This window comes from Marinomonas hwangdonensis, assembly GCF_003721245.1.
GTDB lineage: Bacteria > Pseudomonadota > Gammaproteobacteria > Pseudomonadales > Marinomonadaceae > Marinomonas > Marinomonas hwangdonensis.
In genome coordinates this window covers 1-11,895 of record NZ_RIZG01000010.1, presented here as the reverse complement: position 1 = coordinate 11,895, position 11,895 = coordinate 1, and the positions used below count along the sequence as shown (strand labels likewise).

Below are 11,895 nucleotides of genomic sequence, written 5' to 3'. Positions count from 1 at the left end.
TCTGACCTACAAGTCTGACCTACAAGTCTGACCTACGTTTTTGATTCATGGGGTTAAAGTAGTCCGGTTAATACAGTGGCTGTGATGAGTATGAGGATGGGGGGGCGTTGGTATTTTAGCCATAGGAAGCCTGCGGTGACGAGGGCGATGTCCCATAGATTGGTGATACTGCTGGTGGCGATGGGGTGGTATAGAGCGGCGATGAGGATGCCGACGACGCTGGCGTTGAGGCTTTGGATGATGGTGTGGGCGCGTGGGTGGTTGGCGAGGGTTTGCCAGGCGTTTTGGGCGCTGAGCATGAGCAGTAGGCCGGATGAGAAGATGGCGAGGGTGGCGATGCCGGCCCAGAGCCAGGGGTTGCTGTCGTGTGGTGTGACGCTGGCACCAAGAAAGCTGGCCATGGTGAACATGGGGCCGGGGACGGCTTGGGCGGCGGCGTAGCCAACAAGCAGGCTGTTGTCGTTGATGCTGTCTGAGGCGATGCTGGCGAGCATGGGCAGGACAACGTGCCCTCCGCCAAAGACGAGGGCGCCGGCTTGGTAGAAGTCGGCAAATAGGCCAATCAGCCCAGTGTCAAAGGCGAAGCTGGCGATGAAGAGGAGTAAGGCGAGAATAAAGCAGGCTCGCCCTATTGATACGCTTGGCAGTGGTGCATGTTGAGTGATGGTGCCAGCGGGAATAAAGGCGCCTACAAGGGCGGCGCTAAACAGAACGAGTAAGCTGGCGAAGTGGTGGGAGAAAACCACCAACACGCCGGCGCTGAGTATGGCGATGGTGGCCATGACGCGGCGGCGGCAAAACGATGACCACATGCTGATGCAGGCGTCTGCGACTATGACGACGGCCAGCAGTTTTAGGCTATGAATAACGTTGGTAAAGAGACTGTTGTCTTGCCAGTGGCTGCCAAATTGAGCGAGCAGTACCATGATGATGAAGGAAGGCAAGGTGAAGCCGATAAAGGCGGCTATGCCCCCTGCGAGACCCGCCCGGTGGTAACCTAGGGCAAAGCCTACTTGGCTGGATCCTGGACCGGGGACGATTTGACTAAGGGCGACCCATTGGGCGTACTGGGTTTCGTCGGCCCATTTTTTTTGCTTGATGAAGGTCTGGTTGAAGTAGCCAAGGTGCGCCGCGGGGCCGCCAAAGCTGGTGAAGCCAAGCATGAAGAATGTGGTGAATACGTCAAAAATCCGTGATGTACGAGACCTTGCTGTCATGTGTGCTCTCTTTCGCTTTTGGTGTTTTGGTCGGTTTTCACCTGTTCCAAGATGAGTCTGACCGGGGCGGGCAGGCCTTGGGTCATGGCGTCTTGGTGGTTAAACCATTGGTATTTGCCCTCTTCCATCACGCTATCGCTGCGGCTGATGTGGACTTGGCTTGGGCAAATGTCCAAATGATAGTGACTAAAGGTATGACGAAAAGATGACAGAGGAATGACATGGGTGACTTGTGTGGCAAAGCGTTGCTCTGTGTGCAACACGATGGATTCTTCTGAAGCCAGTTCTGGCAGGCTCCACAGCCCTCCCCAGATGCCAGTTGAGGGGCGTTTTTCGAGCAGTATTTTTTGCTCTGGGTTGATCATTACCAGAAGCTGTAGGCTTTTTTCTGGCTTGGCGGCTTTTTTGGGCTTACGGATGGGGAACTGGGTTGGGTCTTGAGTGAGTCGACCTTGGCAGTCTCTTTCCAGCGGACAGAGTAAGCATTGTGGTTTGGCGCGGGTGCATAAGGTGGCACCAAGGTCCATCATGGCTTGGGTGTAGTCGCCGCAGCGGTCGCTGGGCATGTAGTGTTCGGCCAGCTCCCAAAGCGCGTTTTCGGTTTTTCTCTCCCCAGGCCAGGTTGGTACGGCGTGAAAACGCGCCAGCACGCGTTTGACGTTTCCGTCCAGTATGGCGGCTTGCACGCCACGAGAAATCGACAAAATGGCCGCCGCGGTAGAACGGCCAATGCCAGGCAGTTCACACACGCCTTCAACGGTGGCAGGGAATTCGCTGTCGAATTCTTCTACTAGCATCTTGGCGGCTTTGTGCATGTTGCGCGCCCGAGTGTAGTAGCCAAGTCCACTCCAATGGGCGAGTACGTCGTCTTGTTCCGCCGCCGCTAGGGCCTCTACCGTGGGAAACGAGGCCATGAATTTGTGGTAATAAGGAATGACCGTCGTCACTTGGGTTTGCTGCAACATGATCTCAGAAATCCACACGCGATACGGGGTTTTGTCTTCTTGCCACGGCAAGCTTTTACGCCCGTGTTGGTCAAACCAAGCCAAAACACGCGGCGCAAAATGTTCAACAGGCTGCAGGTCACTCATTGAAATAGGCCTTTTAGTTTGTCTTGCAGTTTGTCTTTAAGGCGTTCTTCTTCTGCTTTGCGTTTTGCTTCTAGGTCGGCTTTTACGCGGGCTTTTTCCGCTTCAATCTTGGCGTCCAGCTCGGCTTTTAAACGGGCTTTTTCTGCGTCGGCTTTTTCTTGTAGACGGGCTTTTTCTTCCTCGAGTTTGACGGTCAGTTCGGCTTTGGCTAGGTCGGCGAAGAGTTTACCGAAGCCTTTGATGTCGGGACGGCAAAGGCCTGCTGGGTCGTCACTGAATTGCCCTTTACAGACAATAGGAAATGCGAGTTGGGTGATTTTTTCGTTGACGCGGCAGGCTTGGTCTATACCGCTGCCCGCAATGGCGACGTTGGCTTGGTAGTCTAAAGAGGCGTTCGGTAGTGAGATAACGCCGTTGCCGGTGACTTGTACACCAGCCGAGCTGATTTTTAGGCCCGGTGTGGAGATGTCTCCGTCAACGATGTACGCCGGAAAGCGCAGGGTTTCAAACGGAGTATCTGGACCGAATTGTTTGTCATTGAGGGTTTCTTTGCGGACGGCAGAGATGCCTTCACAAACGGTTTTGGTGAGGTTGGTGCCGATCAGGGCGCCGTTTTTGATTTCCACCAAAAGGTCCCCTTTTAAGGACGCCATTAGGCGGTCGATTTGGTTGCCGCTGGCTTGCAGTTCGCCGTTTAAGTAGGTGGCGCCAGCGATCTTGTTCATGTCCATGAAGTCCACCAGCAAGGGCTGAATTTGCACGCCGTCGATGCTAGGGGCGATGTCAAATCTTGGTGTACGTCCACGAACGTCAAGACGCGCCGGGGCGGAGACTTGCCCTTGATATAAAGACGCTTGCAGGGGCGAGACTGTGATCAACCCATTAAGCTGAGTAGAATCCAGCTCGATCTTGTCAATTTTTAGCTGTTTTACAGTAATGTCTTCAAACACGAGACCTATGTGGCCGTTTAAGCTGCGGATCAGCTCAACAGGAATGAGCCCTGTCGCGTCGGTCGGTTCTGTACTGGCCGGCTCGGTATTGGCTGTCGCAGCATCGTTAGGCCCTGAACCAGGCGTCTGTGTACTGTTATCTGTGGCGTCTGCTGGTGTGTCTACTGGGGTCGGAAGGTAGCGGTCTAGGTTTAAGTTTGCTCCGGCAATACTCACGTCCCAACGCAGCGGCGCCAGGGACAAGACGGCATTGGCTTCTATCTTGGTGTCGTCCATTTCGACGGAAATGGGCTGCGCGGTAATCATGTCCATGTCACCTTCAAATAGAATCTCAGCGCGCGCTTTGGTTAAGGCCGTTTCGTCTGACATATCGGGCAGGGGTAAGTTTAACCGTGTCAGCAGATAACGGGGGTTAAACTCGCCTACGGATAATACAGCGGAAAATTGAGGATTACTGAGTACCTGATAAGCTTGCACTTTGGCGTCGACATTGACACCCAATACGCTGAGCGCGAGTCCGTCGGCGATGATGTTTTCTTGGGGCAAATCTAGGTCTACCGTCATGGCGCTAAGGTTGGCGCTGATTGGACTGACGGGCAATGAGTCGCCGGCGACTTCTGCATTTAATACCAAGCCTTCGAGCGACGCTGATTCACGCTCTGGGAAAACGCTTAGGTTGGCATTTAGGCTGGCTTTGGCCTGGATTGGCAACTTGCCTTCTAAATCGCTTTGGGTCAAGACAATGTCCATGGCCATCGGCCAAGCTTTGTCCCATTGAACATCATTGAGCTGAACATTGATGGTGGCGTTAATCAGTTGTTGCGTTTGCTCATCGCGGTATTGTACTTGGGCGTTTTCGATGCGCAGTTCGTCTAATTGTAAGTCGGGCAGCTGGAAAGTAGCAGCGCTGTTTGCCGTGGTGACGTCTGTCGTGGTGCTCTCAGGCGCTGGCTGGGCGCTACCCTGAGCAACTGGTGACTGGGTGCGCTCGTCGTTAGACGCCGATGAAGGAAGATTTAGTTGCCAGTTGCCTTGTCCATTGGCGTCTTTGTTTAAACGGGCGCTGAGGTTGACCAAATTGACGCGGTCGACCTGAATTTTTCGTTCAAATAAAGGCAGTATGGCTAGGCCAAATTCGGCACGGTCAAATTGGAGAATTTCAGGGTCATTGCCTAGTGCAACGCCGATGTTTTCCAGCTCAAGCCCCAGCCAAGGAAAAAACGACCAGCGGATATCACCGTCTAAACGCAAAGTGACATTGGCTTTTTGTTGAGCGACGTTTTTAAGTTGATCTTTAAAATCGTTCGGATTTACAAACAGCATCACATACGCCAACAACGCTATGATCAACGCCAGAATCCCAGCGACTAAAAACGACAATCGTTTCAACCAAACCATGACAAACTCCTTATGAAGACAAACTGTGCTGCGTATCATGCACAGGGTCAGTATCATACCATTTGCGGTGCTTTTTCACTAAGTGCGCGATGACGTTATCGAGGCGATAGTGACAAGTCATTAAAAACACTCAGACAAAGCATAGAAGCAAAAGAGCCCACGTTCTATAATGGGTGACTTTTAGACGACTAAAAAGTGGCGACCCTTCGTCACCCTCACTGTGGAGAAACTAATCAATGTCCGATCGCATTGCCAGCGTCGAGCGCAATACGCTTGAAACTCAGATTAAGGTGTCGATTAACTTAGACGGTACCGGTAAATTTAACTGCGTCACAGGGGTGCCTTTCCTTGACCATATGCTTGAACAAGTGGCTCGTCATGGTTTGATTGACTTAGACATTCATGCGGTGGGCGACCTTCACATCGATGCGCATCATACGGTGGAAGATTTGGGCATTACGCTGGGTCAGGCGTTTGATATTGCCGTGGGCGATAAAAAAGGCATCAAACGCTACGGTCACGCTTACGTGCCGTTAGACGAAGCCTTGTCTCGCGTGGTGATCGATTTTTCTGGCCGTCCAGGCTTGCAAATGCATGTGCCTTTTACACGCGGTTCGGTTGGCGGGTTTGATGTGGATTTGTTTTCTGAATTTTTCCATGGGTTCATCAATCACGCGAAAGTGACGCTGCATTTAGACAATCTTCGCGGCAAAAACACTCACCACCAAGCGGAAACCATTTTTAAGGCTTTCGGTCGTGCTTTGCGCATGGCGTTGGAAGTGGATGAGCGCATGGCGGGGCAAATGCCGTCAACGAAAGGTTGTTTGTAGGACGTGGTGAACATGAACACTATGAAAAAATCGACGGTGGCGGTGATCGATTACGGCATGGGCAACCTGCATTCGGTTGCTAAGGCGCTAGAGTTTGTTGCGGATGAACACACCTCCGTGATTGTGACAAGCGATCCTGCTGTCATTGATGCAGCAGATCGTGTGTTACTACCGGGTGTCGGCGCGATTCGTGATTGCATTGGTGAAATGCATAATGCGGGCCTGGTACCGAGCATTCGCAAAGCCATGGCGGAAAAGCCTTTTCTTGCGATTTGCGTGGGCATTCAGTCTTTGATGTCACACAGCGAAGAAAACGGCGGCGTGGATTGTTTGAATCATTTCCAAGGCAACGCCCTCTTCTTTGGTGAAAAACACACCGACCACGACGGCAGCAAATTAAAAGTGCCACACATGGGCTGGAATCAAGTTAAGCACACCATAAACCACCCTCTTTGGGCGGACATTCCAGACAACGCTCGCTTTTACTTTGTGCACAGTTTTTATGTGGTGCCAGAGAATAAAAGCGAGGTCGCAGGTACCTGTGATTATGGTTTGGAATTCTGTGTTGCAATCGCTCGGGACAATGTGTTTGCGGTGCAGTTTCACCCAGAAAAAAGCCACAAAGATGGCCTTCAGCTTTATAAAAACTTCCTTCACTGGGATGGCAAGCCATAACAGCGCTCATGCAAACAATAGATAGGCTAAAAAAACAGACATTAGGAGCCATTTCATGGGCTTAGCAAAACGTATCATTCCTTGTCTTGATGTGGACAATGGCCGCGTGGTCAAAGGCGTTCAGTTTGTCGATATTCGTGATGCGGGTGACCCTGTTGAGGTTGCCAAGCGCTACAACGAACAAGGCGCGGATGAAATTACTTTTTTAGACATTACCGCCAGTTCAGACGATAGGGAAACCACGGTGCACATGGTGGAAGCCATTGCCAGCCAGGTGTTTATTCCTTTGACGGTGGGGGGCGGGATTCGTACCTGCGAAGACATTCGTCGTATGTTGAATGCGGGGGCGGACAAGGTGGGCATTAATACCGCCGCGGTGTTTAACCCTGAGTTTGTCCGTGAAGCGGCGCAACGCTTTGGTTCCCAATGCATTGTGGTTGCCATTGATGCGAAAAAAGTCAGTGCTGACGGCGAGCCAGATAAATGGGAGATTTTCACCCATGGCGGTCGTAAACCCACTGGCTTAGACGCGGTAGAATGGGCAATTAAGATGGTGGAATACGGCGCAGGGGAAATCTTGCTCACCAGTATGGATCGTGACGGCACCAAAAATGGTTTTGATTTGGGCATCACCCGAGCAATAAGCGAAGCGGTTCATGTGCCTGTGATCGCCTCTGGCGGCGTGGGTAACCTAGATCACCTGGTTGATGGTGTGATCGAAGGAAAGGCCGATGCGGTGTTGGCGGCGAGTATTTTCCACTTTGGTGAGTACAGTATTCAACAAGCCAAGCAACGCATGACAGACGCAGGAATAGAAATGCGTCTATAAGGTTTGCGACCTTTATTATTGATTAGGCGACGTTTGCGGTTACTCCGAGACGATTTGTGAATCCGGTGCTACCGCTTTGTTCGCCCTTCTGTTACCTTTTTTTACCACTTTTCTCGCGCCAGCTTTTGCTGGCGCTTTTTTGTCTAGGATGACGGTTCATGACCATTCTTATTACGCTCGGCCCCTTACTCGTTGCTTTGTTCTTTGGTTATTGGGTCAATATTAACGTGTTTACTCCTACCCGCGTGGCGAAAGGGCTGGAGCAATTGGTGTTTGTGATTTTAGGTCTGATTGGCTTAAGTCTCGGCGCGCTCGATGATCTGACCAGTAAACTTTTGTTGGCTGGGTATCAGGCACTGGTGTTTTTCGTTTTGATCAGTGTGATCAGTTTAACCGGCTTATACTTGAGCGGTTTACGCTTTGGTGGCACCCATGCCGACAGCTTAGGCAAAGGCCCGATTGACAGTAAAAGCCATGCGCTGATCGACGCGGTCAAAACCATTGGTTGGGTGATTGGCGGTGTGGTGATTGGCATTTTTACCAAGGACTGGTTATTTGGTATCGATGAACTGGTCACGGGTTTATTGTATGTGTTGCTGTTTTTGATTGGCTGTCAGTTGCGTCAAAGTAACTACCATTTGCGTAAGTTGTTTTTGAATGCCCAGGGCTTGATCATCGCCTTGGTGACGATTTTTACGACCCTGCTGGCCGGTTGGATTGGCAGCCTGGTGTTAGGTTTGAGCTGGAACCACGGCTTAGCGGTGGTGTCTGGGTTTGGCTGGTACAGTTTGTCTGGCATCTTGATTACCGGGTTGGGCGATCCCGTGTTAGGCACCACGGCGTTTTTGCTGGATTTGTCGCGGGAAATTTTGGCGCTGATGCTGATCCCCTTTTTGTCACGACTGAACAGTCATGTGTCTGTAGGGTATTGCGGGGCGACGGCGATGGATTTCACCTTGCCCATTTTAGGAAAATTTCATGGGGCGCAGATCGTGCCTGTGTGTATCGCCAGCGGCTTTATTATGAGTATCTTGGTACCTATTTTAATTCCTCTTTTTATGGGCATGGGCTAGACCGTTTGTAAATTACAGCGCCGGATAGAAACCCAAGAAAATAAATATTAGTTTTAACTAATATTTGACAAACACCCTCCTCTGTACCATCATTGATAGAAGAATAGGTTATATATTCATAACCATAAAATTTCACTCTATCAGTGAGGTACAGTATGACAAAGCAACCAGAAGTGACGGCGTTTTTTGATGCCGACAGCAGCACCTTTTCTTATGTGGTGAAAGACCCCCAGTCCTCAAACTGCGCCATTGTCGACAGCGTGTTGGATTTTGATTATGCCTCTGGCGGCACTTCCCAAAAAAGCGCAGACAAAATCATTGAATTCGTCACTGCACACAAGCTGAACGTGGAATGGCTGATCGAAACCCATGTCCATGCGGATCATTTGTCGGCCGCGCCTTACTTGCAAAAAGCGTTGGGCGGTCGAATCGGTATTGGCGAGCAGATCACTGTGGTGCAAGACACTTTCGGCAAGGTGTTTAACGAAGGTACCGAATTCAAAATGGATGGCTCCCAGTTCGATCATTTATTTCGCGATGGCGAAACCTACCAAGTGGGTGAGCTTGAATGTCAGGCCATTCATACCCCAGGCCATACGCCAGCGTGTTTTACTCATGTGTTAGGCGATGCCATTTTTGTGGGCGATACCCTATTTATGCCAGATGCCGGCACAGCGCGGGCAGACTTCCCCGGTGGCGATGCGGCGACCTTGTACGATTCAGTGCAAAAAATTCTTGCCTTGCCCGATGCGTATCGGATTTTCATGTGCCATGACTACTGCCCAAATGGTCGGGCATTGGCCTATGAAACCACGGTCGCTGAGCAACGTGAACACAACATTCATGTCAAACAGGACATCAGCAAAGCGCACTTTGTCGACATGCGTGAAACACGGGATAGAAGCCTCGCCATGCCGCGTTTAATTTTGCCATCGCTGCAAATCAATATGCGCGCAGGGCACATGCCACCTCCAGACGACAATGGCACCGTGTACCTTAAAATCCCTTTGAATGCTTTTAAGTAAGTTAGGTGTAACGCGCTTTTATGAAGATCGCAGACCTGATCCCCGCCCTTGCTTGGCTGAGGGGGTATAACAAGGGGCAATTTGCTCAGGACGCCACGGCGGCTTTTATTGTCACCATGCTGCTGATTCCTCAGTCTTTGGCGTATGCCATGCTGGCGGGCGTGCCACCTGAAGTGGGTTTATACGCCAGCATCTTGCCCTTGGTGCTGTATGCTTTGTTTGGCACCAGCACCAGCTTGTCGGTCGGACCTGTGGCGGTGGCGTCGTTAATGACGGCGACGTCTTTAGGGGCGATTGCCGAGCAAGGCAGTGCCAGCTATTTGACCGGTGCCATTACCTTAGCGCTGTTGTCTGGCGCTATACTGATTGCCATGGGGGCAATGAAGCTGGGCATGATTACGCAGTTTTTGTCCCATTCGGTTATATCGGGGTTTATTTCCGCGTCGGGGATCATTATTGCATTGAGCCAACTGAAGCATGTGTTTGGCATTCAATCGGAAGGCGATAATCTTGTTACCCAGCTACAGACTCTGTTCGCCAGCCTTGGCGAGTTTAATTTGCCGACTTTGGTGGTCGGTATCAGCGTGGTGGCGTTTTTGCTGCTGGCGCGGCGCTACGCAAAACCTGTACTAATGGCGCTGGGCTTGTCGAGTAACACGGCGGCTTCGTTGGCGAAAACCGCGCCGATTTTGGGTGTTTTACTCAGCCTTGGGGTGGTATTTGGTTATGATCTTAATGCGCAAGGCGTGGCGATTACAGGCCACATTCCGGCCGGATTGCCCAGTTTGGGCGTTAATCTGCCGTCGCTGGAGTTGATTAAAAGTCTTGCCTTACCCGCACTGATGATTTCGATTATTGGTTATGTGGAATCCATTTCGGTGGGCAAAACCCTAGGGGCGAAACGCCGTGAAAAAGTCAAACCGAACCAAGAACTGATTGCCTTGGGCGCGGCGAATTTGGCGTCTGGCGTATCTGGCGGCTTTCCGGTAACAGGCGGTTTTTCTCGCTCTGTGGTGAATTTTGATGCCGGTGCGGTCACCCAGCTGGCCAGTATCATGACGGCTATTGGCATCATGATCGCTTCCTTGTTTCTCACGCCGGCTTTGTATTATTTGCCTAAAGCGACCTTGGCGGCCACTATTATTGTGGCTGTCATTACCCTGGTCGACGTTTCCATTTTAAAGAAAACCTGGGACTTTTCTCGCAGTGACTTTTACGCTGTACTGGCGACCATAGTGATTACTTTAGTCTTGGGCGTTGAAGTGGGCGTGGCGTCGGGCGTGATACTGTCCATCGTACTGCACCTTCACCATTCGTCGACACCGCATGTGGCTGAAGTCGGACTGATTGCCGGCACTGAGCATTTTCGTAATGTGAAACGCTTTGAAGTAGAAACCCTTCCCAGGGTACTGTGTCTGCGCCCTGACGAAAGTTTATTTTTTGCCAATGCGGCTTTTTTAGAAGACCACATCATGGCGGTATTGAGTGAACGCCGCGAAGTCTGTCATGTGATTATTCAATGCAGCGCCGTCAACGACATTGATTACAGCGCCTTAGAAATGCTGGAAAACCTCAACGCCGAGCTCGACGCTTTAGGCATCACCTTATCGCTTTCAGAAGTCAAAGGCCCAGTGATGGACCACCTCACCTGCAGCGGATTTTTGCAACACCTCACAGGCAAGGTCTACTTATCCCAATTCCAAGCATTCAAAGACGTTGCTCAAATGAATCCATGAACTCAGACATCACGCGCCTTGACGGCGCATCACCCAATCCAACAAACAGGTTGGCAGTAGGCGCTTCATCAACACGGCGCCATAGGTTGGCAATGTGACGTAATAACGCGCTCTTGGTCGGTTCGATTCTAAAGCGTGAATTAATTTACTGACTACTGCACTGGCTGGCAAGGTTTGCGACGACGTCACGCCTTGTTTGCTCAACCTTGCTATAGCGTCTTCATAACCCTTTTTATGGCGGCTGTTTTCCATGTCGATATTGTTTTGCAACGCCAGCAAGGCATTGGCACGAAAACGGCTTTCGATTGGGCCGGGTTCGATCAAGCTTACCTTAATCGGCGTATCAAATAATTCCAAACGCAAGGTATCGGTCAAGCCTTCTAAGGCAAACTTACTGGCGTTGTAAGCGCCACGGAACGGCGCTGCTACCAAGCCAAGTACCGAACTGTTGTTCACAATACGTCCGTATCCTTGGGCCAGCATCACTTTCAGCACCTTGATGGTCAGTTCATGCGTGCCGAAGACATTAGATTCGAACTGCGCACGCAGCGCCTCCACAGGCAAATCTTCTACCGCCCCCGGCTGACCGTAGGCACCGTTGTTAAACAAAGCAAAAAGCTGGCCATTGGTGATCGTCAATGTTTCTTGCAAGCCCTTTTCTATCGACGCCGAATCCGCCAAATCCAATTGCACAACATGTTTAATGCCTTGCGCTCGTAACGCCTCTACGTCTTCTTGTTTACGACAGCTCGCCACCACCAAAAAATTCCGCTCTTGAAGCCTCTTCGCCGCTTCCAGTCCAATACCTGAGGAACAACCTGTAATAAGAACCGAATATTGCATAACGCTTCCTTATGAAAATTTTCATGCCTAAGATGTTAGCAAAATACAGAGCAAAGTGCCTTTTCGCTTAGAGATATTTGACATAACCAAGGACAAGAACCGAGCGATTGATACGTTACCGATCTTCCGATTCATCATATCCGGCATCATCAACCCAACCCCAACGGCGAAATCAGATTTGGGAGACACCAAACTATAGTGTGTCGTCCTAAAATAGGTTGACAGTTT

Annotated in this window: 11 protein-coding genes; 6 read left to right on the top strand and 5 right to left on the bottom strand. The window is 50.9% G+C overall.

The genetic code is table 11. The annotated features are described in order from the left end of the window. Positions 1–53: 53 nt before the first annotated feature. Genes chrA through EBI00_RS13740 form a run of 3 tightly spaced genes read right to left on the bottom strand, consistent with a single transcriptional unit; the run spans position 54 to position 4,656 of the window. Entirely contained in the window at positions 54–1,217 is a 1,164-nt protein-coding gene (gene chrA, locus EBI00_RS13750; RefSeq protein WP_123096524.1) for a chromate efflux transporter, read from the bottom strand. After that, positions 1,214–2,308: an A/G-specific adenine glycosylase gene (mutY, locus tag EBI00_RS13745; RefSeq protein ID WP_206612590.1), complete on the bottom strand. Its 1,095-nt coding sequence runs from the start codon at positions 2,306–2,308 to the stop codon at positions 1,214–1,216. The genes chrA and mutY overlap by 4 nt, the downstream gene beginning before the upstream one ends. After that, positions 2,305–4,656 carry an AsmA family protein gene (locus EBI00_RS13740; RefSeq protein ID WP_123096523.1) on the bottom strand — a complete coding sequence of 784 codons (2,352 nt, stop codon included), beginning with the start codon at positions 4,654–4,656 and terminating at the stop codon, positions 2,305–2,307. The genes mutY and EBI00_RS13740 overlap by 4 nt, the downstream gene beginning before the upstream one ends. 236 nt (positions 4,657–4,892) lie before the next feature. Between EBI00_RS13740 and hisB the strand changes: the two genes are divergently transcribed. The 6 genes from hisB to EBI00_RS13710 all read left to right on the top strand — a co-directional run bounded on the left by hisB (position 4,893) and on the right by EBI00_RS13710 (position 10,824). Next, positions 4,893–5,486, top strand: coding sequence for an imidazoleglycerol-phosphate dehydratase HisB (gene hisB, locus EBI00_RS13735; protein ID WP_123096522.1), 594 nt, complete (start codon positions 4,893–4,895; stop codon positions 5,484–5,486). Between the two features lie 12 nt (positions 5,487–5,498). Next, positions 5,499–6,161, top strand: a complete 663-nt coding sequence (hisH, locus tag EBI00_RS13730) for an imidazole glycerol phosphate synthase subunit HisH (protein WP_123096521.1) — start codon at positions 5,499–5,501, stop codon at positions 6,159–6,161. Between the two features lie 55 nt (positions 6,162–6,216). Further along, positions 6,217–6,990 (top strand): imidazole glycerol phosphate synthase subunit HisF, encoded by a 774-nt coding sequence (gene hisF / locus EBI00_RS13725; protein WP_123096520.1) that lies wholly within the window; start codon positions 6,217–6,219, stop codon positions 6,988–6,990. A gap of 158 nt (positions 6,991–7,148) precedes the next feature. Next, entirely contained in the window at positions 7,149–8,063 is a 915-nt protein-coding gene (locus EBI00_RS13720; RefSeq protein WP_123096519.1) for a LysO family transporter, read from the top strand. A gap of 155 nt (positions 8,064–8,218) precedes the next feature. Continuing rightward, positions 8,219–9,088: an MBL fold metallo-hydrolase gene (locus EBI00_RS13715; RefSeq protein WP_123096518.1), complete on the top strand. Its 870-nt coding sequence runs from the start codon at positions 8,219–8,221 to the stop codon at positions 9,086–9,088. A 20-nt stretch (positions 9,089–9,108) separates the two neighbouring features. After that, positions 9,109–10,824: a SulP family inorganic anion transporter gene (locus EBI00_RS13710; RefSeq protein ID WP_123096517.1), complete on the top strand. Its 1,716-nt coding sequence runs from the start codon at positions 9,109–9,111 to the stop codon at positions 10,822–10,824. Positions 10,825–10,833: 9 nt separating this feature from the next. Here the strand turns inward: EBI00_RS13710 and EBI00_RS13705 are convergent, their stop codons facing one another. Both EBI00_RS13705 and EBI00_RS16095 read right to left on the bottom strand, forming a co-directional pair. Further along, positions 10,834–11,667: an SDR family NAD(P)-dependent oxidoreductase gene (locus EBI00_RS13705; RefSeq protein WP_123096516.1), complete on the bottom strand. Its 834-nt coding sequence runs from the start codon at positions 11,665–11,667 to the stop codon at positions 10,834–10,836. 27 nt (positions 11,668–11,694) lie between these two features. Further along, positions 11,695–11,895, bottom strand: a 201-nt coding sequence (locus EBI00_RS16095) for a hypothetical protein (RefSeq protein WP_206612589.1), incomplete at its 5' end; no start/stop codon positions are given.

Excerpts from the sequence above, each read along its gene's own strand:
- mutY (WP_206612590.1), bottom strand. The coding sequence starts at position 2,308 with ATGAGTGACCTGCAGCCTGTTGAACATTTTGCGCCGCGTGTTTTGGCT.
- EBI00_RS13720 (WP_123096519.1), top strand. The coding sequence starts at position 7,149 with ATGACCATTCTTATTACGCTCGGCCCCTTACTCGTTGCTTTGTTCTTT.
- EBI00_RS13710 (WP_123096517.1), top strand. The coding sequence starts at position 9,109 with ATGAAGATCGCAGACCTGATCCCCGCCCTTGCTTGGCTGAGGGGGTAT.
- hisF (WP_123096520.1), top strand. The coding sequence starts at position 6,217 with ATGGGCTTAGCAAAACGTATCATTCCTTGTCTTGATGTGGACAATGGC.
- hisH (WP_123096521.1), top strand. The coding sequence starts at position 5,499 with ATGAACACTATGAAAAAATCGACGGTGGCGGTGATCGATTACGGCATG.
- EBI00_RS13740 (WP_123096523.1), bottom strand. The coding sequence starts at position 4,656 with ATGGTTTGGTTGAAACGATTGTCGTTTTTAGTCGCTGGGATTCTGGCG.
- hisB (WP_123096522.1), top strand. The coding sequence starts at position 4,893 with ATGTCCGATCGCATTGCCAGCGTCGAGCGCAATACGCTTGAAACTCAG.
- chrA (WP_123096524.1), bottom strand. The coding sequence starts at position 1,217 with ATGACAGCAAGGTCTCGTACATCACGGATTTTTGACGTATTCACCACA.
- EBI00_RS13705 (WP_123096516.1), bottom strand. The coding sequence starts at position 11,667 with ATGCAATATTCGGTTCTTATTACAGGTTGTTCCTCAGGTATTGGACTG.
- EBI00_RS13715 (WP_123096518.1), top strand. The coding sequence starts at position 8,219 with ATGACAAAGCAACCAGAAGTGACGGCGTTTTTTGATGCCGACAGCAGC.